Source organism: Euryhalocaulis caribicus (genome assembly GCF_000412185.1).
Taxonomy (GTDB): domain Bacteria; phylum Pseudomonadota; class Alphaproteobacteria; order Caulobacterales; family Maricaulaceae; genus Euryhalocaulis; species Euryhalocaulis caribicus.
This window is the reverse complement of record NZ_ASJA01000001.1, coordinates 304,023-326,950: the sequence shown is the minus strand read 5'-3', so window position 1 is coordinate 326,950 and position 22,928 is coordinate 304,023. Positions and strand designations below refer to the sequence as shown.

Below are 22,928 nucleotides of genomic sequence, written 5' to 3'. Positions count from 1 at the left end.
CGTCAAAAACTCACCAGGCGCCCATTTCCATCAGTTTGCGGCGAAGTTCCGGCGGCAGATCATCGCCGCCTGACGCGCTTTCCAGATCCCGGGGCGCGTCTTCGTCACGCAAATATCGCCAGCCCTGGAACGGGCGTTTCAGCATGGGCTCGGTACGGATCAGCTCCGGCGCGAATACGATACGGCAAGCGGATTTGCCGTTTCGCTCCGCCTCTTCCAGCGCCGTGATGGGCGAACGCGCCATGACGACGCCCTTCATGACCCAGTAAAGCGACCCGCCATCCAGAATTTCAGCCGCCCGGCGCGGCCGCTGGCGCGTGACGTGAACCGGCGGCGCATCGGAACCGGCCATGCGCCGCTTGCGAATTTGCTCAAGCTGGTCCGGCGTATCCACGCCGACGCAGAGTTTGATGAGGTGAAGCGCCATGATTCACCGTTAAAATATGGCGCGCGGCCGCCCTATGCAAAGCGTTGCAACCGTTACTCGGGCGCCGTTTCAACCTTTTCAAAGCCGCTATAGGTCGTGGTGCTCTGCTCGGAGAAGCTCTGGAACATGGCGCTTCCGGACACTTTCGTTTCCTCCCGGACAGAAACCAGAGGTCCCTCCCCGCCATCAACCGGCGCGAAATCGATGCGCACATTCATCTCTTTCACTTTCGCCACCGGGGCCGGCTTGAAGGGTTCGGGAGCAAAAAAGCGCATGCCGCTCAACCGGCCGCTCTTCTTGTCGACGAAAACTTCGCCATTCAGATAGCGCGTAATGTCCGCTCTCTCGCCTCCGCCGGCCATTTCAACGCCCTCTTTCAGGTCAAAATTATAGACCCATGCGCCGTCTTCCTCCCGAAGAAAGTCCGTTTCGCCTGCGGTCAGGAGGCGGCGCGGATCGGTGATCAGCGCGTCCCGGTCCGGCGGTTCTTCCGCGCCGGCAAGCGATTCATTCTGGGACCGGGCCGCGGCTTCGGCTGCGTCAGTCTCCTCTCCGATCACGCTCCAGGGCGGTTTCTGGGACGGATCGTAACGCAAAACCACCCGAACATCGGGCTGTTCTATGGTTTTACGGAACGAAAAACGGGTGGATTCATGGCCTTCCAGCCGCGCTTCCGCATCGGAAATTGCTGCTTCCAGGGCGGCAATATCGTTGGAATGGGCGGCTTGCGGGACCAGCAAAAGCAGGCACAGGCTGTAAAGCGCTTTCATGGAGTCCGGTTTATTCAATCCGGCGTCCCGGTCAACGCTCTCACGCGGCCTTCAAGGGCCGCTTTCCGGCCATTCCGGCGGCCCTGAAAGCGCGCGCCAGAAGCAGTTTTGCCATGTTCAGGGCGCGCGGCGCCTCTTGCGGGTTCAACGGGCTGAGGCCGAAACGGCGCCGCAAAACGCCGTTTGCGGCATAGGCGCCGTTGATGATCGCTGACCGCCAACTGGAATATTCCATCGTCACCGACACGTTCAGGCCTTCCAGATTCTCGACCCGGTGCGGACTGTGGAGCGGCCAGCTCACCATGTCTCCCGGCTCCATATCGAACGTCAGAACGCCGTTTTCGAACCGGGAATCATACGGCAGGTCGTCATTTGTCAGATCGACAATGCGGTCTTCATACTCGACCGGGTCCAGATACGGCGCTTCCGGCGGGTAAAGGAACAGCCGTTTACGGCCCCGGACATGCCACAACAGCACGTCTGTCTTGTCACAATGATAGGGAACGCTGGCCGTGGGCGATGAGATCAGTATCCCCGCGCTGACCTGGCGGGGCTGAAAATTGGTCGAGGCGGCCTTCAATTCAGCGACAATCGTGTCCAGAACGGCCTTGTATTCGGGCGTTTCATTCATCGCCCGGCGCAGATTGATCCAGATACGGCCGTTGCGCACTTCGTTTAGCAAGGCGGCGCCGGACGTTTGTTCCACGTCAATAACCGGAAAATCCTTCGCATCCCGGCTTTCGCCGCGCGGCGCATGGATGTCGGTCAGCTCCCGCGGGTGGGATTCGATCAGCCGGGCCAGCGCCTCGTCGTCAAAAAGCGGTGTCTCATGCAGGCTGTGCCGGGCCCGAATCGGGGCGCGGGAGAAGGTTTCGGAGAAATCCGCCGTCGCAGTTTGAAACAAAGACCCGGTCATGAGCAGCTCCTGATAGGTTTCGCCTGTCAGGAGAGCAAAAGCCGGGCCAGTTCGCGCGCTACGCGGCTTCTTCCGTTTCCTCCGCCAGGGCAACCAGGATCTGCCCCTCGGAAACCTGTTCTCCGGCCTCCGCCGAGACCGATTCCACCACTCCGTCGCGCGGCGCGGTCAGGGATTGCTCCATCTTCATGGCTTCCAGGATCACCAGGGTTTGCCCCTTGGTGACGGAATCGCCCTCTTTCACCCGAACTTCCAGAACTTTTCCGGGCATCGGCGCCTCGATCTGGCCTTCCGCTTCGGCGGCGTCTTCCACCTTCGCGCGCGGCGATACAAAGCGCAGGGATTCGCCGCGATAAAGCAGGATCAGGCCTTCCTCGGTCTCCAGAACACGGCCCTGCACGGGCTCGTCGCCGACCTGCCCCTCGAACCACTCCTCGTCACGGTCGATCCAGATCGGGGTTTCGTCCTCTCCGTGACGCCAGAAATACCCGTCTTCGCTCGCCGTGACAGGGATTTCCCGGCGTTCGCCATCGATAAGGAAAGACACGCCCAGACGGGGGCGGAGATTGACCCGGAAACCGTCCATTCTGGACCAGGGGGAGTTATCCTCCCCCGCCGCGACGGCGCGGCCCAGCGCCTTCTCCTCACGGATATCCAGCGATAGCGCCGCGGCGATGGGGGCCGCCGCCTCGACTTGGCGCGCGGTGTCGGATAGCGCGTCGATATGCTGGGCGATGAAGCCGGTATCCACCGCCCCGCGCATGAACTCGGGCCGCCGCAACGTGCGCGCCAGGAAGCCCGCATTTGTCTTGACGCCAAGGACTTCCACGGCCTCGACCGCCTCGGTCAGACGGGCAACGGCCGCCTCGCGATTGGGCCCGTGGACGATGATTTTAGCGATCATCGGATCGTAATGGATGGAGACCTTGCCGCCCTCTTCGACCCCGCTATCAACACGCACGTCGCCGGCTTCCGGCAGGCGCAGCCAGTCCAGATCGCCCGTGGAGGGCAGGAATCCGGTGGACGGATCCTCGGCATAAAGCCGCGCTTCCATGGCGTGGCCGTTCAGGCGGATTTCATCCTGCGGGGCCACTGAGCCGCCGGCCGCGACCTGCAATTGCAGCTCTACAAGGTCCATTCCCGTGACCATTTCGGTCACCGGATGCTCCACTTGCAGCCGGGTATTCATCTCCATGAACCAGAAGCCGTCTTCGCGCAGATCGCCGGAGCCATCGGCAATGAATTCAACGGTTCCGGCGTTTTCGTAACCCACCGCCTTGGCGGCATCGACGGCGGCCGCGCAGATGGCCGTGCGCACATGCGGCGGCATGGCCGGCGCCGGCGCTTCCTCGATCACTTTCTGATGGCGGCGCTGCAGGGAGCAATCGCGCTCGAACAGATGGATCGCATTGCCTTGTCCGTCGCCGAAAATCTGCACTTCCACATGGCGCGGATTCTCGATGAATTTCTCCAGCAGCACGCGGTCATCGCCAAAGGCGGACGAGGCTTCGCGCCGCGCCGCTTCCAGCGCAGGCTGGAATTCCGACGTTTCATTGACCCGGCGCATCCCCTTGCCGCCGCCGCCGGAGACCGCCTTGATCAGCAGCGGATAACCGATTGATTCCGCTTCCTTCGCCAGACGGTCATCGGACTGGTCATCGCCCATATAGCCGGGCGTGATCGGCACCCCGGCCTCGTCCATGATTTTCTTGGCTTCGTCTTTCCGCCCCATGGCGCGGATAGCGGAGGGCGGCGGCCCCACGAAGACGATCCCGGCCTTCTGGCAAGCTTCCGCAAATTCGGCGTTTTCCGACAGGAACCCGTATCCCGGATGGATGGCCTCCGCGCCTGTCTGGCGGGCGGCGTCCAGAATGACCTCCACGTTCAGATAGCTTTCGCGCGGCGCGGCGGGGCCGATCCGCACGGCCTCGTCGGCCTCCAGCACGTGCGGCGCATCGGCGTCCTCATCGGAATAAACCGCGATAACGCGCACCCCCATGCTGCGCGCGGTGCGCGCGATACGGCGGGCGATTTCGCCCCGGTTCGCGATCAGAAGAGACTTGAACATGTCAGGAAAAACCGTCTTCAACCCGTAGAAATCCAATTTGCGGCGACCCTCACCGATCCGGGCCGGTTGGGCAAGCCGCCGCAGCCTTCAAGATCACTGATTGACGGCAAGGTTCAAGGCCGGACACTCTGGATACATGGTCCCCAAGGATACAATCGACCTTCCGATCCTCGACAAGCTGGGCTTCCTGGCGCGACGCGCCGTGCGGCGCGAGGCGAGATGGTTCAGCCTGCCCGGAGGGCAACCGCTATTCCACAAGGGCGACCCGGCGGATGCCCTGTATTTCGTGGTTTCCGGCTCCGTGGGCGCATTCCGGGAACGCGACGGTCAACTGGAGCTGCTGGGCCATATCCGGCCCGGAGAACCGGCCGGCGAAATCGCACTGTTTGCCGACCAGCCGCATTCCGCTTCCGTTTATGCTTTGCGCGACTCAGAGCTGATTGCGCTGCCGAAAGACGAATTTCTGGAAATTGTCGGGCGGCGTCCGGAGTTTATGGGCGATCTGGCGCGCATGATGATTACCCGGATGCGGCGCGCCAATCCGCGCAGCTCCGCGCCGCGCGTTTTCGCCCTTATTTCCTCCTCCCCTTCCATCGACCTGCGCGCATACGGGCTGCAACTGGCCGAAGCGATGGAGCGCACCGGGTCGAAGGTCGCGTATATGGACGGGGAGGAAGCGGGCGATATGGACCGCCTCGCCCAGCTGGAAGACAAATACGATCAGGTGCTTCTGGCCGCGCCGCTGCGGGAGGGATCATGGACCCGCGCCGTGCTGCGGCAGGCCGACCGGATCTGGCTGCTGGGGCGCTCTGACGCGCGTCCAAGCGATCCGCTGTTGCCGGGTGAAATGACGCCGCTGGCGCGGCTGCGGCTGGTCGACATGGTTCTGATCCACCCGCAGGGCGCGCCGCCACAGGCCGCGCCGAGAGAATGGATGAATGCGGCGCGGGCGACGCGGATTTTCCACTGGCGCATCGGCAATGACCACGATGTCGACGCGCTGGCCCGCACCGCCTGCGGCAAGTCGATCGGGCTGGTCCTGTCCGGCGGCGGGGCGCGCGCCTATGCCCATGTCGGGGCGATTCGGGCGCTGCGGGAGGCCGGCTTTCATTTTGACTTTCTGGGCGGCACCAGCATGGGCGCGATCATCGCTGCAGGCGTTGCCATGGGCTGGGACGACGAGGAGCTGGACCGCCGCCTAAGACAGGCCTTCGTGGAGACCAATCCGCTGGACGATTACGTTCTTCCGGTTGTGTCCCTGACACGGGGCAAGAAAGTCGACGCCCGCCTGAAACGGCATTTCGGCGACGTCGATATCACCGATCTGCAGCATCCTTTCTTCTGTATCTCCACCAACCTGACCAAGGGCGAACCCATGGTGCACAAGCAGGGCATGCTGCGTGAAGCTCTGCGCGCGTCCATCGCCATTCCCGGCCTGTTGCCGCCCGTGGTTCAGGACGATCAGCTTCTGGTCGATGGCGCGGTGATGAAGAATTTCCCGGCCGACGAGATGCGAAACTTTCACCGCGGGCCGATTGTCGGGCTGGATGTGGGCCGGACCAACGCCATCGACGCTGACGATTTCGTCGACGCGCCGAATTTCTTCTCCTGGGTGTTACAGCACGGATTCAGGGATACGCCGCCCATCGCCTCGCTGCTGCTGCGGTCCGCCACGGCCGGAAGGGAAGGCGAGATGATGATTCGCCGCGACGAGGCGGATGTCCTGATCCATCCGGGTCTGCAGAATATCGATATCCGCAACTGGCGGTCCTACGACCAGGCCGTCCAGGAAGGATATGACACCGCCAAGGCGGTACTGGGGGATCTGGACGGAGGGCCGGAAGCCCTGACCGCCACGCAATCGCCGATGTCCGATATTATCGGGCCTTGAGCCTATTGGCCTTCCGGCGCGGGCCGAACCGTTACGTTAAGCGCGGTGTTGTCTTCATCCAGCACGCTCATCGTGTCTGAAGGAGACGCGGCGTCCGCGGGCTGTGCGCCGTAATCGGCGACCAGACCAAAGGAGGCGCCGCCGACCTCAGTCGAGGCGCGTTCAACTTCGCCATCGGACCGCATGGCCGGACCCTGATATTCCAGCGGGACCGGTTTGTAGCGTTCCCAGTAAACCGGTTCTATCCGGATGCCGCGCACCACCACTTCGTCCGTGGTTTCATCGGCGGATTCAACTGTTTCAGCGGTCTGTTCGCCGGCAGAACGGGCGTCGTCCTGCGCAAATGCGGCCGCGGCGACAAAGACGGTTGCGGCGCCGGCGCCAAGAAGAGTCTTGAAAGTCATGATCAGGCCTTCCGTTTCCAGCGGATGCGTCGAGTGCGCGGGCCTGATCCGTTCCGGCATGGAATGGATGGCGCAGCGCGGTCAGCCATCCGTATTTTTAACATAGGCGGTGAAACGCCGAGGCAAAGCCGGAAATCGAATTTTTTAGCCTTCCCCGTTTCCGGACTCCGCGCCTGACTCCGGCTCCGGCGCATCGCGGCCGCCTGTCCGCGGATCGCCCGGTTCAGCCGTGTCGGCTTCTGTCGTGTCTGCGTCGACGACAGGACTGTCGTTTCCGCAAGCGGCCAGAAACGACGCGGAAGCCAGCATTATGGCGGCGCAAATTGACCTGGTTTTCATGATGGCTCCGCAATTGGCGTTACCAACCTAACGCATCAGCCTCGCCAGAGTTCTTCGCGTATTAAAATTCAACGTCTCCGCCAGCCATTTCGATAATCCCGGCGAGGTCCAGAGCGCGGCTGGCGGTCTCTTCCAGCATGCACCCGGCGGCGACCGGTTGCGCCATGGTTCCGCCCTCGAAAACCGCGTAGGGGAGCGCGCATTTGGCGTCCCGGTATTCGATCCAGTAGCGCTGCACATCCCGCAAATCATCGGCCGCCTTTCCCGGCAAGGCGGCGCGGGCGTCCCGGTACCAGGCGTTGAGATAGCCGTCCCACAACGCGGTCTCCCGCGCCTGACACGCAACCATGCCGACCGTGGTGTAGCCTTCCGGCTTGTCCATACAGGGATCGCTGACGACGCCGGCGCAGGATTGCCAGGCATCGCCCTCCTCCCTGGCCGCAGACAGGCAGTCGGCAAGCGCGGCGCGGTCAGCCCCGGAAGGGGTTTTGAGCGTGTCGTAACCGCTCTGACTTTCCCCGCCGATCAGAAGAACAAGCGCCAGTATTTCAATCATTTGGACCAAGTCCCTGTAAATGCATCCACAGCCTGCAAAACGGCATTAAACTCATCTTTCTTGGAAACTACGCATCACTGAATTAACCATAAACCGGTTCGCCGGGGTGGTGGGATGAAAAAACGCTTCAAAACCGACGCCCGCGTCTGGGGCCGGGTAGCTGTGAGCATGCTGGGGGGCGCGATTTTCAGCGTGTTCGCGCTGGCGGCCGCAGCGTTGCTGCACGCGCAATCCAGTCTCCTGCGCGTCGGGATCGGAGCCGTAATCATCATCATACTTGTCTTCATCGCGGCCTGGCTGGCGATCTGGGAGAAGGAGCGGCGCGTTCTGGGTCAGGAATACGCCTATTCGAAGCCCGTGCTGTGGAAAGTCTATCTTCTGATTGGCGTGGCGACGGCGGCGATCCTTGCCCCCTTCGCGCACATGCTGATCACAATCAGCATACGGAATGGAAGCCGCGTGCCGGTCTTTTCCGGCCTGCTGGATACGGCGGGAGACGCCGCGCCATACCTGATTTCCGCTTCTGCGATTCTGGCCGGTTTCGGCCTGATCTTTGGCAGCGGCGTGATCGTGGTTCTGCTGGGCCGGACCCTGCAGGTCCTGCTGGAGTCCACCGGACGGCAAATCGAGGTTTTGCAAAGGGTCGCGACGAGCGATCTCGAGGGCATACGCTATTATTCCAGCGTCGCCTCGACCGGGCTGAGCGACGCCATCAGCAAGAAAAGCAAACCGGTGCTGAAGACCCTGCCCGCCTGGACGCATGACGAAGTTTTGATCAAACCGGCCGCCGACCAGGCCGAGCTGAGCAAGCTGGAGAAGGCGCTGCGCGAGATCCGGGAAAGTGAATTTTACCGGCGTAAAGTGCTGGTCCTCGATATGACCAGCCTGCCGATTGAAGACCGGTTCACGCGCTTTCTGGAGGCGGAGCATATCGAGGGAGACAAACCCGATCTGATATTCTTCGTGCGTGAGAGCCGCGATTATATCGGGCTGTTTGCCTATGCCCCGCGGAAGACGTTCCTGACCTATTGGCGCGAGCTGCCGGATGAGGACAAGCGCCGACTCTATGCCCAGATGAAACACGGCAATGATTTCTTCCGCGATTATGTGGACCGCAGCCTGTACCGACAGGAAGAAACGCAAGCTTGCGCCCCCCTGCTGGCCTTCCCGGTCAAGGAAAGCGATACGGTCTGGCAGGCGCTGTACCAGTCCGCCGGACGCAATGTCGGGGTGGCTTTCATCGTCGATCCGCGGACAGGGTGGCCGGATACTGCCATCCGGATCGAGGATATCGTTGAGTGGACCAACAGCCGCGCTGTCAGCCGTTTCCGGATCGCTCACACGCCGCTGGCCGGACAGGAAAACGGCGAGAGAATCAACGCCTGACCCGTCGGGTCATTCCTTTGAATTGGATGCCTATTCTTCCGCGACGGAAGGCCCAGAACCCGGCTGACATTCTGTCGTGTATGCGACCGCGTAGGGCTGGTCGAAGCAGGCGATCAAACCATCGACAACATTCAGATTGGACGGCCAGACAGGCCGCCAGCCATATTCCGCCTCAAACTTGTCGGCGGCCTCATCGAACCCTTCAGGCCTGGGCGTTTTCGCCAGTCTGTCGCGCCATTGGATCAGGGAATCCCAGTCCCGCTCCAGAAAAGCAATTGTCGCCTGCTTATAGGCCAGGTCCGCCATGTCTCCCGCGGCCTCCTCCTCCGCGGCGGAGAGGCGCATCGACTGGATAGCGCCTTCGGCATCGCCCGCCGCGGCGCGCAGCTGGCCTTCATGCCAGCGCATCAAGGATGGATTGTCCGGCGCATTTCTGGCGCGCCAGTCAGCGATCAGGTCGGCCGCGGCGGCTTCGCAGCCCTTGATATTGGCCAGCGTTCGCCATCCGGACTCATAAGTCTGGTCGAAAGCGTCCAGATCCATCGCCAGCATGGCGGCGCGGTCGTGGGAGCAATCAGGCCTAGCCTGGAGGGATTGCGCCTGGCCGGCATACATTGCCAGGGCGGCTGTAACGATACCGATCATTTACGGCCCCCTCGCCGGCGCCCTACCCGGTCTCGCCGAACAGCTCCCGGCCGATCAGCCAGCGGCGGATTTCCTGCGTGCCGGCGCCGATCTCATAGAGCTTGGCGTCGCGCAGCAGGCGGCCCGTCGGGTATTCGTTGATATAGCCGTTGCCGCCCAGACACTGGATCGCTTCCAAGGCCATCCACGTGGCCTTTTCCGAGGCGAACAGGATCGCGCCCGCGGCGTCCTTGCGGGTGGTCTCGCCCCGGTCGCAGGCCTGCGCCACGGCGTAGATATAGGACCGCGCCGCGCCCAGCGTGACATACATGTCCGCCAGCTTGCCCTGCATCAGCTGGAACTCGCCGATGGATTTGCCGAACTGCTTGCGCTCGTGAACATACGGGATCACCACGTCGAGGCAGGCCTGCATGATGCCGATGGGGCCGGCGGCCAGAACCGCGCGCTCATAATCCAGGCCCGACATCAGCACCTGAGCGCCGCCGCCCACCGGGCCCATGACGTTCTCTTCGGGCACTTCGCAATCCTCGAACACCAGCTCGGCGGTGTCGGAGCCGCGCATGCCCAGCTTGTCCAGCTTCTGGGCGACGGAGAACCCCTTCATGCCCTTCTCGATCAGGAAGGCCGTCATGCCCTTCGATCCGCCCTCGGGGTCGGTCTTGGCGTAGACGACCAGCGTCTCGGCTTCCGGGGCGTTGGTGATCCACATCTTGTTGCCGTTCAGGACGTAATGATCGCCCTTCTTCACCGCGCGCGTCTTCATGGAGACGACATCGGACCCGGCGCCCGGCTCGCTCATCGCCAGGGAGCCGACATGCTCGCCCGAGATGAGGCCCGGCAGGTATTTCTGCTTCTGCTCGTCATTGCCCCAGCGGCGGATCTGGTTGACGCAGAGATTGGAGTGCGCGCCGTAGGAGAGGCCCACCGACGCCGAGGCGCGGGAGATTTCCTCCATCGCGATCACGTGTTCGAGATAGCCAAGGCCGGTGCCGCCCAGCTCCTCCTCCACGGTGATGCCAAGAAGGCCCAGCTCGCCCAGCTGAGGCCAGAGATGCTTGGGAAACTTGTTGGTTTCGTCGATCTCTGCGGCGATGGGCGCGATCTTGTCAGAGGCGAAGCTCTGCACGGTGTCGCGAATCATCTCGGCGGTGTCGCCGAGGTCGAAGTTCAGAACGGGATAGGAATTTGAAATCATGCGCGGGTCTTACCACGCGCTTTGAAGTCCTGCCTAGCCGCCAGCTACGTTCGCTCGCGGACGAGCTGCCGCACCAGAAACCACATCGACCCGATCATCACGACTGCCCCCACCGCGGCAATCAGCGGGCCGTAGAGCGCAGTCTCCCGCCCGCCGCTCCAGCGCAGATAGGAGTCGAAAAGCCCGAAGCCGGTGAGGCCGACGCCAATGACAAGGAACAGCGCATACCAGAGCGCGCTGGATCCCTCGTCATCCGATTCCGTCGTCGCAGCGAGGTCCCGCCATCTCTCGATCTCCGATTTCTCCTCGGATATCCAGAGTTCTTCCTCGCTGGGCGGCTCGGGCGCGTCGCCCGTCACCGGCCCGGCTGAAGCCACAGGCCCGTTATCCCCCGATAGGGCCGTGGCTTTCGCCGTTCCGTAAGGTCTGAAATTCTCTGTGTGCTCGTCGTCTTCGCCGTCATCGTCGAAGCTGGCGATATCTTCTTCGGCTTCCTCGTCCATGCCCCGGGCGATGCGAGCTATCACGTCCTCGACCGGTTCCGGCGAGGGCGGGCCGGCGGGCTTGTCCGCCTCTGGCTCCGCAGCGGCGTCTTCAACCCTGTCCGGCGCCTCGGCCTCGTCTTCGGGCGCCGCCTGCGGCTCAGGCATGGCGATATCGAATTCGAGCATTTCCGGCTCTTCGGCATCCTGGTCCGGCGCGGCTTCGGCTTCTACAGGTTCAGGCGAAGCGGCGGCCGGGGCGGGCATGTCCGCGAAGGTCCCCACATGCACCTCAAGCGGCTGGGTTCCGCCCTCTTTCATGGCCGGCGCGGGTTCAGGCGCGGCCTCCGGCTGTTCAAGCGCGGGCGACAGCGGCGCAAATTCCGGGGCGCTGGAGCCGCTTTGCAGATCGACGCTGACGCTGACCGCTTCGCTGCCGCGCGAGCCGCCGGGATTGGCGCTGGCCACGCGGACCTGGGGCGTCGGCGCGACGACATAACCCTCTTCAGGTGTCAGGAAGAGCGCCTTCTCCGCAGCGCGGCGGCGCGCCAGCGCATCCACCACGACGACCCGGCCGTCGAACTCCGTCATGCGCCAGTCGTCGAACGCCTCGGCGGCGTCGATGGGGCGTCCTTCATTGATATTGAGCAGCACGTCGGAGCGCAGGAACCGCTCCGGGCCGATATTGAAGGCCAGCGAGGCGAGCGCATCGAACTCATTCTGGGTCAGGGGCGCGAAGACGTGTTCGGTGATGGCGTCCTCGACCGGCTGAAGATCGTAGATCAGCAGCTTTTGCGCATCGTCCCGGGTGACGCGGGCGCCCTCACGGGCGCTTTTGACGTGGCCATAGCCGACCACCCAGCCGCCTTCATCCAGCGGCGCGGCGACCTCGCGGAAGCCTTCGAAGGCCATGATAAGCTGGCGGCCCTTAGGTGATGTGCGCAAACGCGGCGTCATTGCATGTCCTAAAACGGCACGGTTCGGTTTCTTGTTCGAACCGGTCTCTGCAACTCACGCGCCGCGAGGCGTATCAGTCGCCGCTTTTGAACACGTCCACGGAGTCGATGGCGGTGAACGGCGCGAAGAATCCGCCGCCAGCGCCGCCACCAATGACATAGAACTCGCCGTCATGCGCCGCCCCGGCCGCCGCGGAGCGGGGCGTGGGAAGCGGCGCGCCTTCCGCCCACTGTCCCGTCGCAGCGTCCAGGATGAGATGATCCCTCAGCGTGGCGTCCGAGGACGCGCGCCCGCCGGCGACATGAATACGGCCGCCGACAATCGCCGCGGCGTGTCCATAGCGCGCTCCCGGAAGGGCTGGGCCTTCGCGCCATGTCTCGCTTTCCGTGTCGAAAATGTCGACACGCGACAGGCCGCCGGGCTCACCGACGCCGCCAATGACATAGATGTCGCCGTTGAGGGCCACGGCGGCCGCGCCGCGGCGATCGGCGACGGGCTCCTCCCCGGCTTCGCGCCAGCCATTCTTCGCCGGGTCGTAAACGCTGACCACGCCCGCGCCCGCGCCCGAGCCGCCGACCGCGTAGAGCTTGCCGCCGGTTTCCACCAGCGTGAAATTGGCGCGCGCCGCGGGCATGGCCGGGGAATCCGTCCATGTTTCTTCGGACGGATCATAGATCCAGACATCGTCGATGGGGTCGGTCGGAGAATCCTTGGTGTAGCCGCCAGCCACATAGATTCGGCCGTCCAGCGCCGCCAGACCCATGCGCTCCAGAGCCATGGGCAGGGGCTGCAGCCCGCGCCAGGAATCGGCGGCGGGGTCGTATTCATCGAAGTCTTCGATCGGCGCGAGAAGGCCCGAGCCGCCCGCGGCATAGATCAGATCGTCGGAGACGGTGGCGGCGACGCCCGCCCGCGGCGATTCCAGCGAAGCGGCGGCGCGCCAGTCGCTGGCCGCGGCCGCATCAGGCGATTGCGCCATCACGACAGCGCCAAGCGAGACAAGAGTCGAAATCATTACAGGAGCATCCAGGCTGCGAGTCCAAGAAACACGAAAAAGCCGACCATGTCGGTCACCGTGGTCACGAAAACCGACGATGCGACGGCCGGGTCGGCGCCAAACCGTTTCAGGGCCAGCGGTATGACAATGCCCGACAGGCCGGCGCTGGCCAAATTCACGACCATCGCAATGGCGATGACAAGGCCCAGATCGGCGCGGCCAAACCAGACCGCGGCCACGATGGCCATGACGACGGCGAAAATGAGACCATTGACGACGCCGGTCAGCATCTCCCGCACGATGATGCGGCGGGCATTGGCGGAGGTCAGGTCGCGGGAAGCCAGGGCGCGCACGGCCACGGCCAGAGACTGGGTGCCGGCGTTGCCGCCCATCGAGGCGACAATCGGCATCAGCACGGCCAGCGCGACCAGCTGCGCAATCGCCGCCTCGAACAGCGCGATCACGGCGGAGGCGGCGACCGCCGTCAGGAGGTTCACGAACAGCCAGGGCGCCCGCGCGCGGACAGAGGACAGGACCGTGTCGGAAAGGCCGGCTTCGGTCACGCCGGCCAGGGCCAGCATGTCTTCCTTGTTCTCCTCCTGGATGACATCGACCATGTCATCGACCGTGATCATCCCGGATAGACGGCCGGATTCATCGACCACCGGCGCGGAAATGAGGTGGTATTTCTCGAAAAGATAGGCGGCCTCTTCCTGATCCATTTCGGGGCGGATCAGGGCGCGCGGCGCAAGCATGATGTCGCTGAGACTGGTGTCGCGGGGCGAACGCATGAGGTGCGAGACCGGGACTTCCCCCACCGGCTTGAAATCCGGCGAGACAACATAGATCTCGAAGAACAGCTCCGGCAGATCATCACCCGCCGCGCGCATGTGATCGATTGCGTCCCCGACGGTCCAGAATTCCGGCGCCGCCACGAATTCCCGCTGCATAAGGCGGCCGGCGGTCTCTTCGTCAAAGGCCAGGCTTTGCTCGAGGATTTTGCGGTCCCGCGCGGGGACAGCCGCCAGAACCTCGGCCCGGGCCTCCTCCTCCATGTCCTCGACAACTTCGATGGCGTCATCGGTCTCGAGGTCGAGAATGGCCCGCGCAACTTCAACCGGATGAAGTTCGTCCAGAACCAGCTCCCGGCTGTCGTCTTCCAGCTCCGTGAGGATGTCGCCGGTAATTTCGCGCGGGATCAGGCGCACGACCGCGCGCAGCTGTTCGTTCGCCAGCTGCTCGAACAGGTCGGCAATATCGGCGGGGTGCCGTTCGCGCAGAATGGACGTCAGAAGGTCAGGATCACTGAGATCGACAGCCTGGGCGATGCGGGCCACATCGTCCGCATCGACATCCGCCTGGGAGAGCTCGGCGGATTCGTCTTCGGGCTCAATCAGGGTGTCGCTCACGCCGTATCTCCGCTCTTCCAGGGTCTGTCCGGTCGAGACCAGATTTAAAACCTCGACGCCCGCTTGGCGAGCGCCGGTTCAGCGTGATTCACGGCTATGTCTGAGAAAGAATGGTGCGGTCGAGAGGAATCGAACCTCCACGGCCTCTCGGCCACAGCGCCCTCAACGCTGCGCGTCTACCAGTTCCGCCACGACCGCACATTTCGTTGCGAAGAGCGGGGGAGTTAGCAACTCCCCGCGCGCTTGTGAAGCCTCACGATCAGGCCGATGTGAGACGAAGGATTTCAGCGACCAGCCGGTCCGGGTCCACAGGCTTTGTGACATAACCGTCCATGCCGGCCTCGAAACAACGTTCCTTGGTGCCGGACAGCGCGTCCGCGGTGACGGCGATGATCGGCGTCTGACCGTTCGATTCGCGGTTACGGATTTCCTCGGTGGTCTCATACCCGTCCATTTCGGGCATGTGGAGGTCCATCAGAATCAGGTCGAAAGCGCTATCGGAGGAAAGCTGTACAGCCTCACGGCCGTTATCGACCAGCACAGCGTCATGACCGAAGGTCTTCAGGAGCCCCTCCATCACGATCTGGTTAATCAGATTATCCTCGACAACGAGAACTCGGAGGTTCCGGTCTGTTTTACCCATTCCAACCCGTGGACATTCTTTTCGGCGCGCCGTCCGCGACTTTTCGTTCAAATTTGCTCACGCCTTAATGCGCAAGGTGAGGTATGATTCAGGTTTATGCTGTTGGCCTTACTAACTCCCTAACAACCATAGCCGCCACCATCGGATGCAGCATCTTGACGGTCAATAGCAGTCGTCGGGAATAGCAAATTCCTGATTTTGGAAAACGCGTGTAATTAAACTAAATATCAACTTGTATTAATGCCGACCGGGTTGAATTTTTCTTTCATTGTAACCAGCTCTTCAGCAGCAGTCGGATGGACAGCGCACGTCCTGTCGAAGTCTTTCTTCGTAAGGCCCGCTTTCACGGCAATACCCACAGCCTGAATAACTTCCGGCGCGTCCGGCCCCACGATATGACAACCGACCACCACCTGGTCCTCTTGCCGCACGATCAGCTTCATCATCATGCGGTGAGAATCGCCAGTCAGCATCTCCTTCATCGGGAAGAAGCGCGCCTTGTAAACATCGACCTTGAACTGCTTGCGGGCCTCCGCCTCGCTCAGCCCTACAGTGCCCACGGGCGGTTGCGTGAAAACGCCCGTCGCGATCTTGTCGTGATCGAAGGTCATCGGGCTTTCATTGAATTCGGTTTCCGCGAAGGCCTGGCCTTCGCGAATCGCGACCGGCGTCAAATTCATCCGGTTGGTCACGTCGCCCACGGCCCAGATATTATCGACATTGGATTTTGCATATTCGTCGACCTTGATCGCGCCCGTTTCATCCAGATCCACGCCTGCGCTCTCCAGCCCCAGCGTTTCCGTTTTCGGCTTGCGTCCGATAGCGAACAGAACCTGATCGGCCTCGATTTCCGAATCGTCCGACACATTGACCCGAATGCGGCCATCGCCGGTTTTCTTGAGGGAATCCACGTTGGCGTGGGTGATGATCCGGACGCCGTTCCGCTTCATGCCTTCGGTGACATGGGTGCGAATATCGTCATCGAAACCGCGCAGGACCACGTCGCGGCGATAGACCAGACAAACCTCGGAACCCAGGCCGCGGAAGATATCGGCAAATTCACAGGCGATATACCCGCCCCCGACGATCACGATATGCTCGGGGACCTTGTCCAGATGGAAAACGTCATTGGAGACGATGCCGAGATCCGCGCCCTCAATATCCGGCCTCACGGGCCATCCGCCGACGGCGACAAGAATCTTCTCCGCGGTGACGGTGCGATCTTCGTTCACGAGATGGATTGTGTGCCGGTCCTTCAACTCCGCCCGGTCCTCGATCACGTCCACGCCCGAATTATCCAGATTGCGGCGATAGATGCCGGATAGACGGTCCACCTCGGCATGGAGGGCGTTCATGAAGGGCGTCATCTCGAATTTCGGGGGCTCGGGGAAAGACCAGCCATAGCCCTTGGCGTCTTCGAAATGCTGTTTGAATTCGCTGGCATAGACCATGAATTTCTTGGGCACGCAGCCGCGGATCACGCAGGTGCCGCCGATCCGGTCCTCCTCCGCAATCGCCACGCGGCCGCCCGCCATGGCGGCGACGCGCGCGGCGCGGACGCCGCCGGAACCGGCCCCGATCACAAAAAGATCGTAATCATAGTCACTCATGAAATGTCCGCCCTTGCTCTATGTCTGTCCCGGCCAGACCGGAAAAATCGCCAGACGGGAGATAACCCCGCGCCCCGACCTATCCAACCCTGGAGACACGCCATGATGACCAAGTCATTCGCTCTGCTGACTGTTTTTGTCCTTGCCGCCTGTCAGATGGAGGCGGGAGATCAGGAAAGCGCCGAGGCTCCCGCTTCAGGCGATCTGCGAGGCGACGCCCCTGACACGGTTGAAACGCCGCCGGCTGACGCGCCGGAATTCACCGACTATGCCGCCGACTACACCGGGGAATGGGCGGCGGCGGGCGATTGCGGAACGCCGATGACATGGGAGTTCGCCGTGGACCATGTCTATACGGCCGGAGAGATGGCCTGTGACATTGCCGAAATCCGCAACGGCCCGGGTCAGATCAATCTGCTGACGGAAAACTGCATGGCGGAAGGCGCGGCGCAGCCCGATTACGGCTTCACGCTGACGCCGCTGGGCGAAGACCGGATGGAGGTCGATTTCCGGGCAAAAACCGTGCTGGAGCGTTGCGGCTAGCTATTGCCGCTCGATGATCTCCGCCGATTCATCGCCGCCAACGACAATGAAGCGCGCGATGTCGAGGAACATGCCGTGCTCGACCACGCCCGGAATCGAGGTGAGCATCCGGGCGGTCAATTCCGGATCGGGAATCGATTTGCACTGACAGTCCAGAATGAAATGTCCGCCGTCGGAAACGAACGGATCGCGCGGACCGGACCGCTCGCGCAAAGACACATCGGCGCCCTTGCAGCCGGAATCGCGCAGAGCGTCGAACACTTTCTTCGCCGTAATGGTGAACCCGAACCGGTCGACCTCCACAGGCAGCGGAAACGCGCCCAGCTGCTCGACCATTTTCGACTCGTCGATAATCACCACCATCACGTCGGAGGCGTGCGCGACGATCTTCTCGCGCAACAGGCAGCCGCCGCCGCCCTTCATCAGGCGAAAATTCGGGTCGACCTCGTCCGCGCCGTCAATGGTGAGGTCGACGCGGTCGGCATGCTCGACCGGGATGATGTCGATGCCGGCGCGCTCCGCGCAGCGGCGGGTCCGCTCGGATGTCGGGATGCCGGCGATATGCAGGCCTTCCGCGACGCGCTCGCCAATCAGATCAATCAGGATCTCGGCGGTCGAGCCGGAGCCCAGGCCGATGATCATGTTGTCGTCGACGAAATCCAGAGCCGCCAGCGCGGCGTTATGTTTCTGTTGATCGCGGCTCACGAACCAATCCCGCCCAGTACTATCAGCTTGGTTTCCTGAAACTCTTCCATGCCCCAGCGCCCGCCTTCGCGGCCGATGCCGGATTGTTTCACGCCGCCGAACGGGGTGGAGGAAGACCCGACAAGCGGCACATTCACGCCGACCATGCCATATTCCAGCGCCTCGGCCAGACGGTGAACCCGCCCGACATCGCGCGTATAGATATAGCCCGCCAGTCCGTAGGGGGTGTCGTTGGCGATGCGAATCGCCTCTTCCTCGTCATCGAAGCGCATGACGCTGAGCACGGGGCCGAAAATCTCGTTCTTCACGATGGACATGTCAGGCGTGGCGTTGTCGATCAGGGTCGGCGCGAAAAAGGCCCCTTCCCGGTCCAGCCGCGCGCCGCCCGCCGCGATGCTGGCTCCGGCGTCAGAGGCTTCGCGGACCAGGCCTTCGACGCGGCCAACCGCTTCCTCATGCACCAGCGGGCCCATATCGATGCCGTCCTCGAACCCGTCGCCGACCTTGATGGCCTCGACCTTCGCTTTCAGGACCTCGACAAACTTGTCGGCGACGCCGCGCTGCACCAGCAGGCGGTTTGCGGCCACGCAGACCTGACCGGATACGCGATACTTGGCCAGAATGGCGCCGGCGGCGGCCGATTCCAGATCGGCGTCGTCCATCACGATGAAGGGGGCGTTTCCACCCAGCTCCAGCGCCACCTTTTTCACCGTGTCGGCGGACTGACGCATCAGCAGTTTGCCGATCTCCGTCGAACCGGTGAAGCCGAGCATGCGGATCCGCGGATCGCCCGTCAGCACCGGGCCGATATTGGCCGCTTCGCCCGTCACCACGTTCATCACGCCCGGCGGCAGACCGGCGTCTTCGGCCAGCTTGGCGAGCGCCAGCGCGGTCAGCGGTGTTTCCGGCGCCGGCTTCACCACGGCGCAACAGCCCGCCGCCAGAGCCGGCGCAACCTTGCGGGTGATCATGCCGGCGGGGAAATTCCACGGCGTAATCGCCGCGACAACGCCGATCGGCTGCTGCAGCGTCATGACGCGCGCGTCCGGCCACGGGGAAGACAGGGTTTCACCGTGGCTGCGCTTGGCTTCCTCGGCATACCATTCGACAAAATCCGCCGCATAGACCACCTCGCCTTTCGCCTGCGCGAACGGCTTGCCCATTTCGGCGGTGATGAGGCTCGCCAGATCATCCTGATTGGCGAGGATCAAATCATACCATTTGCGCAGGATCGCGGCGCGGTCATTGGCGCGCGTTTTCTTCCAGCGTTCAAACGCCTCTGTCGCCGCGCTAACGGCCTCCAACGCGCCCTTCTCTCCGACGTCGGCGATATTGGCGATGGTCTGGCCATTGGCCGGGTTGGTTACCGCGAAGGTCTTGCCGCCCTCGCCGCCGACCCATTCACCGCCGATCAGCGCCTCTTCCCGAAACAGGCTCTTGTCCTTGATGCGATCCGCCAAGCTCATTCCTTGTCCCTCGTCTTCTTGTCGCGGAAGCGCTTTGCCCAGCCTTCCTTGTTCGATTGCCGCGCCCGGCCGACCGCCAGGGCGTCTTCCGGCACGTCCTTCGTCACCACGGATCCCGATCCGACATAAGAGCCAGATCCGATATTGATTGGCGCCACCAGGGCGCTGTTCGAGCCGATAAAGGCGTTCTCGCCTATCACCGTTCTATATTTGCCGAAACCGTCATAATTGCAGGTGATGGTTCCAGCCCCGATATTCGCGCCGGCGCCGATATCGGCGTCTCCGATATAGGTCAGATGGTTCACCTTGGCGCCGTCGCCAAGGGTGGCCTTCTTCACCTCGACAAAATTGCCCACGCGCGCCCCGGCTCCGATGTCGGCCCCCGGCCGCAAACGCGCATAGGGGCCGATTTGAGCGCCCTCGCCCACGCGCGCGTCCTCCAGATGAGAGAACGCGCGAATGGCGGCGCCGCGGCCGATTTGAACGCCAGGGCCGAAAACGACATGCGGCTCCACCGTCACGTCGTTCTCGATCTGCGTGTCATGGGAAAAGAAAACGGTTTCCGGGGCGGTCAGGGTGACGCCGCGCGTCATGGCGTCCAGCCGCATGCGGGATTGGAACGCCGCCTCCGCCGCCGCCAGATCGATACGTGAATTGACGCCGAGAAATTCATCGGCCGCGCCGCTGACCGCCGCCGCCTTGAGGCCGCGCTCACGGGCGATGCCGACAATATCGGTGAGATAATATTCGCCCTTGGCGTTGTCATTGCCGACCTCGCCCAGAAGATCGAACATCAGGCTGGCGTCCGCGGCCATCACGCCGGAATTGCAGAGACGGACCGAAAGTTCGTCCGTGCTGGCGTCCTTGGCTTCGACGATCCGCTCCAGCCCTCCGGTCTCGTTCAGGATCAACCGGCCATAGGCCCCGGGATCATCCGGTTCAAATCCCAGCGCAACGATATCGGCTTCGCCGGTGATCGCCTCATAGGCGCGTTCCACGGTTTCGGCGTTGATCAGCGGGGTATCGGCATAGAGGACAGCGATATCGCCATCGAAACCGGCCATCGCATCCTTCGCGCAAAGGACGGCGTGCCCCGTGCCCTGCGGCGGGTCCTGAACCGCCGTGACGCAGCCAAGTTTCAGGGCGCGTTCGCCGACTTGCGGGGCGTGCGCGCCATAGACCACCGCGATGCGTTCGCATCCGCTGGAACGGGCCAGATCAATCGCCCAGTCCAGCATCGGCCGGCCGCCGACGGAATGAAGCACCTTGGAGGTTTCGGACCGCATACGGGTCCCGTGACCAGCAGCGAGTATGACGGCAGCGCGGGATCGGCTCATGAATCCTCCGGCGAAGGGCTAGGAATCAACGCCGTTCTTAGCCAAAAGCGTGGAACCGCGCACGGGGCAATGAGGAGAAATCCGCCGCAGATGACAGACCTTTTGCACAAGACGAGCCTGATCTTCGATCTGGACGGGACGCTGGTCGACACTGCGCCGGACCTGGTGGCCGCGTTGAACCGGACCATCGAGCCGGAAGGACTGGCGCCGGTTCCGCTGGAAACGGTCCGGCACATGGTCGGGCACGGCGCCCGGCGATTGATTGTCCGCGCGCACGAGGAACAGGGATTCACCCTGCCTCACGAGGCGCTGGAACCCCTCACGGCGAAATTCATCGAAATTTACGGCGAGAATATCGACCGGTTCAGCCGCCCTTTTGAGGGGGTGGAGCCGACCCTGGACCTGCTGGCGCGGCGCGGCGCGAGGCTTTCCGTCGCTACGAACAAGCCAAATGCTCTGGCGGTGTTGCTGTTGGAGCGGCTGGCGCTGGCGGACCGCTTTGACCGGATCGTCGGGGCAGATGCTGTTCCAAACAAAAAGCCCGACCCCGCTCATCTAAGAGCGGCGGCCGGGCCAGATGCGTCAAATATGATCATGGTCGGCGACAGTAGCGTTGACGTCGAAGCGGCGCGCAATGCGGGGGCCGCCGCTATCGTCATGTCTTACGGATATACCGATACCGAGCCAGAAAAGCTGGGAGCCGATCGGGTGCTGGACCGTTTCGACGCCCTGCCCGAAGCGATCGAGTCGCTTCTGTAAGCTTTACGCGGACCGGCGGATGACGCCGCGCGGGTCCTCGTTATTGTTCGCGGCCTTGCGGGGCAGACCGTTCACCATGTTCGAGCGCACATCGGTGCGGGCCGAGCGCATGGCCGGCATGAAGCCCGCTTCCACGAGGTCGATAGAGACATCGTAGCCGCGTTCTTCCCAATATTGTTCAATACGTTGCTTGAGACGGCGTGCGCCTTCTTCCGTGCAATGATCGTTCATGACCTTCTCCTGCATCTTTCTGCGTAAAAAAAGGGCCGTTTAGAGCGTGTTCTATCAACGCCCCTCGGCCCCCGACGTTCCGTGATTGAGTTTCCTATATAGGATGATCTTATAAAACGAAAGCGTAACAGAGCCCGACTGCGACAAGCGGACGCACTCTCTACCCCTTATGAAAGTCTCTCTTTTCCTGATTTCAGACCGGGTTTGGCAGTTTCAAGCCATCGAGCCTTCAACCAAAACGGGAAGGCGGGTCCGGCAATCAGAATAAGGCAAATATGTGGCCAATATTTGCGATATAGGAAATATTTTGATATTCGATCCTGAGAAATCGGGACGGGACCATGATACAGAGCGAAACAATCGGGCAAAGGATAAGGCGCGCGCGCATGCGTCAGGGCCTTTCCCAATCCGAACTGGCCACCCGCGTAAAGGTAAGCCAGCCGACCATCGCGAACTGGGAACAGGACAGCCACGCGCCGCGCACCGCAACGCTGGATCGGGTCGCCAAAATCCTGGGCGTAGAGCCATTCTGGCTGATGAATGGCGGCGGCGGACGCAATGGCCATTCCGCCGGCTCTTTCCTCTCGCTGCCCATCCGCCACGCGCCGCTTTTCGACTGGCCGGCGGCCGATAACGGGTTCGAGCCGACCCGCCAGGAACCGCGGGACTATTTCGCCGTGTCGACGCGCGCCGAGGATTGCTACGCCCTCACCGTTCACGACCCCGCCGTATCGTCTGTATTTCCGGAAGGGTCCATCGCAATTCTGGACGCAACGCCGGGGCAGCTGGCGGACGGCGATTTCCACCTGTTCAACATTGACGGGAAATATTGCCTGCGGCGCTATCGTTCCTCGCCGCAACGCCTTCAATCGGCCGCGGTCAATGGCGACTATGACACTGTCTTCGTGGAAGAGACGCCCAAGAGCTTCGGACGCGCCATCTTCAACGTGCGCCCGCTGTAATCGGCGGCCCCGCGCGCTTGACGGGTCGGACGGGCGGACATAGTGAAGCGGCCTTCCGTTCGCGGAGATGGGCGATTAGCTCAGCGGGAGAGCGCCTCGTTCACACCGAGGAGGTCACTGGTTCAATCCCAGTATCGCCCACCATCTCTTCACCCTGCGTCGGAACGCTGCACTTGCGAACCATTCTCAATGAGAGTAGCCCTTCCCTTCGAGATATCGAAAAGGATTGA

At 62.6% G+C, this 22,928-nt stretch carries 22 protein-coding genes and 2 tRNA genes; 6 read left to right on the top strand and 18 right to left on the bottom strand.

Annotation, left to right across the window (positions count from 1 at the left end; genetic code table 11):
- Nucleotides 1-10: 10 nt before the first annotated feature.
- Genes L338_RS01595 through L338_RS01580 form a run of 4 tightly spaced genes read right to left on the bottom strand, consistent with a single transcriptional unit; the run spans nucleotide 11 to nucleotide 4,181 of the window.
- Nucleotides 11-427, bottom strand: a complete 417-nt coding sequence (locus L338_RS01595) for a DUF1489 family protein (protein WP_022696610.1) — start codon at nucleotides 425-427, stop codon at nucleotides 11-13.
- Between the two features lie 53 nt (nucleotides 428-480).
- Nucleotides 481-1,197, bottom strand: a complete 717-nt coding sequence (locus L338_RS01590) for a hypothetical protein (protein WP_022696609.1) — start codon at nucleotides 1,195-1,197, stop codon at nucleotides 481-483.
- 40 nt (nucleotides 1,198-1,237) lie between these two features.
- Nucleotides 1,238-2,113 (bottom strand): cupin-like domain-containing protein, encoded by an 876-nt coding sequence (locus L338_RS01585; RefSeq protein ID WP_022696608.1) that lies wholly within the window; start codon nucleotides 2,111-2,113, stop codon nucleotides 1,238-1,240.
- A gap of 58 nt (nucleotides 2,114-2,171) precedes the next feature.
- Entirely contained in the window at nucleotides 2,172-4,181 is a 2,010-nt protein-coding gene (locus L338_RS01580) for an acetyl/propionyl/methylcrotonyl-CoA carboxylase subunit alpha (protein WP_027068181.1), read from the bottom strand.
- A gap of 136 nt (nucleotides 4,182-4,317) precedes the next feature.
- Between L338_RS01580 and L338_RS01575 the strand changes: the two genes are divergently transcribed.
- On the top strand, nucleotides 4,318-6,072 hold the full coding sequence (locus tag L338_RS01575) for a patatin-like phospholipase family protein (protein ID WP_022696606.1): 1,755 nt from the start codon (nucleotides 4,318-4,320) through the stop codon (nucleotides 6,070-6,072).
- A 2-nt stretch (nucleotides 6,073-6,074) separates the two neighbouring features.
- Here the strand turns inward: L338_RS01575 and L338_RS01570 are convergent, their stop codons facing one another.
- A complete protein-coding gene (locus tag L338_RS01570) occupies nucleotides 6,075-6,476 on the bottom strand; it encodes a hypothetical protein (RefSeq protein ID WP_152485779.1) in 402 nt (133 codons plus the stop codon).
- Nucleotides 6,477-6,876: 400 nt separating this feature from the next.
- Nucleotides 6,877-7,371 (bottom strand): lysozyme inhibitor LprI family protein, encoded by a 495-nt coding sequence (locus L338_RS16180; protein ID WP_022696603.1) that lies wholly within the window; start codon nucleotides 7,369-7,371, stop codon nucleotides 6,877-6,879.
- A gap of 114 nt (nucleotides 7,372-7,485) precedes the next feature.
- Between L338_RS16180 and L338_RS01560 the strand changes: the two genes are divergently transcribed.
- The gene (locus tag L338_RS01560; protein ID WP_022696602.1) at nucleotides 7,486-8,757 is read left to right on the top strand and encodes a hypothetical protein; all 1,272 of its coding nucleotides are present in this window, start codon (nucleotides 7,486-7,488) and stop codon (nucleotides 8,755-8,757) included.
- Between the two features lie 30 nt (nucleotides 8,758-8,787).
- Here the strand turns inward: L338_RS01560 and L338_RS01555 are convergent, their stop codons facing one another.
- The 8 genes from L338_RS01555 to gor form a co-directional block, all read right to left on the bottom strand.
- Nucleotides 8,788-9,402 (bottom strand): hypothetical protein, encoded by a 615-nt coding sequence (locus L338_RS01555; protein ID WP_022696601.1) that lies wholly within the window; start codon nucleotides 9,400-9,402, stop codon nucleotides 8,788-8,790.
- A gap of 22 nt (nucleotides 9,403-9,424) precedes the next feature.
- Entirely contained in the window at nucleotides 9,425-10,597 is a 1,173-nt protein-coding gene (locus L338_RS01550; RefSeq protein ID WP_022696600.1) for an isovaleryl-CoA dehydrogenase, read from the bottom strand.
- Between the two features lie 44 nt (nucleotides 10,598-10,641).
- The gene (locus L338_RS16175) at nucleotides 10,642-12,036 is read right to left on the bottom strand and encodes a lysozyme (RefSeq protein ID WP_081639416.1); all 1,395 of its coding nucleotides are present in this window, start codon (nucleotides 12,034-12,036) and stop codon (nucleotides 10,642-10,644) included.
- A gap of 73 nt (nucleotides 12,037-12,109) precedes the next feature.
- Nucleotides 12,110-13,051 carry a Kelch repeat-containing protein gene (locus L338_RS16170; RefSeq protein ID WP_022696598.1) on the bottom strand — a complete coding sequence of 314 codons (942 nt, stop codon included), beginning with the start codon at nucleotides 13,049-13,051 and terminating at the stop codon, nucleotides 12,110-12,112.
- On the bottom strand, nucleotides 13,051-14,442 hold the full coding sequence (mgtE, locus tag L338_RS01535; RefSeq protein ID WP_022696597.1) for a magnesium transporter: 1,392 nt from the start codon (nucleotides 14,440-14,442) through the stop codon (nucleotides 13,051-13,053). Before mgtE ends, L338_RS16170 begins: the two co-directional genes overlap by 1 nt.
- A gap of 111 nt (nucleotides 14,443-14,553) precedes the next feature.
- A tRNA-Leu gene (locus L338_RS01530) sits at nucleotides 14,554-14,640 on the bottom strand.
- Nucleotides 14,641-14,701: 61 nt separating this feature from the next.
- Nucleotides 14,702-15,085: a response regulator gene (locus L338_RS01525; RefSeq protein WP_022696596.1), complete on the bottom strand. Its 384-nt coding sequence runs from the start codon at nucleotides 15,083-15,085 to the stop codon at nucleotides 14,702-14,704.
- Nucleotides 15,086-15,312: 227 nt separating this feature from the next.
- Nucleotides 15,313-16,695: a glutathione-disulfide reductase gene (gene gor / locus L338_RS01520; protein WP_022696595.1), complete on the bottom strand. Its 1,383-nt coding sequence runs from the start codon at nucleotides 16,693-16,695 to the stop codon at nucleotides 15,313-15,315.
- Between the two features lie 102 nt (nucleotides 16,696-16,797).
- On the opposite strand from gor, the gene L338_RS01515 reads away from it, so the two are divergent.
- Entirely contained in the window at nucleotides 16,798-17,238 is a 441-nt protein-coding gene (locus L338_RS01515; protein ID WP_022696594.1) for a hypothetical protein, read from the top strand.
- Here the strand turns inward: L338_RS01515 and rpiA are convergent, their stop codons facing one another.
- From rpiA to glmU, 3 genes are read right to left on the bottom strand one after another with little or no spacing between them, the layout of a single operon-like run.
- A complete protein-coding gene (gene rpiA, locus L338_RS01510) occupies nucleotides 17,239-17,943 on the bottom strand; it encodes a ribose-5-phosphate isomerase RpiA (protein WP_022696593.1) in 705 nt (234 codons plus the stop codon).
- Nucleotides 17,940-19,409 carry an NAD-dependent succinate-semialdehyde dehydrogenase gene (locus L338_RS01505; protein ID WP_022696592.1) on the bottom strand — a complete coding sequence of 490 codons (1,470 nt, stop codon included), beginning with the start codon at nucleotides 19,407-19,409 and terminating at the stop codon, nucleotides 17,940-17,942. Before L338_RS01505 ends, rpiA begins: the two co-directional genes overlap by 4 nt.
- Nucleotides 19,406-20,746 carry a bifunctional UDP-N-acetylglucosamine diphosphorylase/glucosamine-1-phosphate N-acetyltransferase GlmU gene (gene glmU, locus L338_RS01500; RefSeq protein ID WP_022696591.1) on the bottom strand — a complete coding sequence of 447 codons (1,341 nt, stop codon included), beginning with the start codon at nucleotides 20,744-20,746 and terminating at the stop codon, nucleotides 19,406-19,408. The genes L338_RS01505 and glmU overlap by 4 nt, the downstream gene beginning before the upstream one ends.
- Before the next feature lie 90 nt (nucleotides 20,747-20,836).
- Here glmU and gph point away from each other — a divergent pair, with 90 nt between their 5' ends.
- Entirely contained in the window at nucleotides 20,837-21,505 is a 669-nt protein-coding gene (gph, locus tag L338_RS01495; protein WP_022696590.1) for a phosphoglycolate phosphatase, read from the top strand.
- Between the two features lie 3 nt (nucleotides 21,506-21,508).
- Here the strand turns inward: gph and L338_RS01490 are convergent, their stop codons facing one another.
- The gene (locus L338_RS01490; protein ID WP_033310294.1) at nucleotides 21,509-21,736 is read right to left on the bottom strand and encodes a hypothetical protein; all 228 of its coding nucleotides are present in this window, start codon (nucleotides 21,734-21,736) and stop codon (nucleotides 21,509-21,511) included.
- Between the two features lie 341 nt (nucleotides 21,737-22,077).
- On the opposite strand from L338_RS01490, the gene L338_RS16165 reads away from it, so the two are divergent.
- Nucleotides 22,078-22,698 (top strand): XRE family transcriptional regulator, encoded by a 621-nt coding sequence (locus tag L338_RS16165; RefSeq protein ID WP_022696588.1) that lies wholly within the window; start codon nucleotides 22,078-22,080, stop codon nucleotides 22,696-22,698.
- Nucleotides 22,699-22,767: 69 nt separating this feature from the next.
- Nucleotides 22,768-22,842, top strand: a tRNA-Val gene (locus L338_RS01480).
- Nucleotides 22,843-22,928 lie beyond the last annotated feature (86 nt).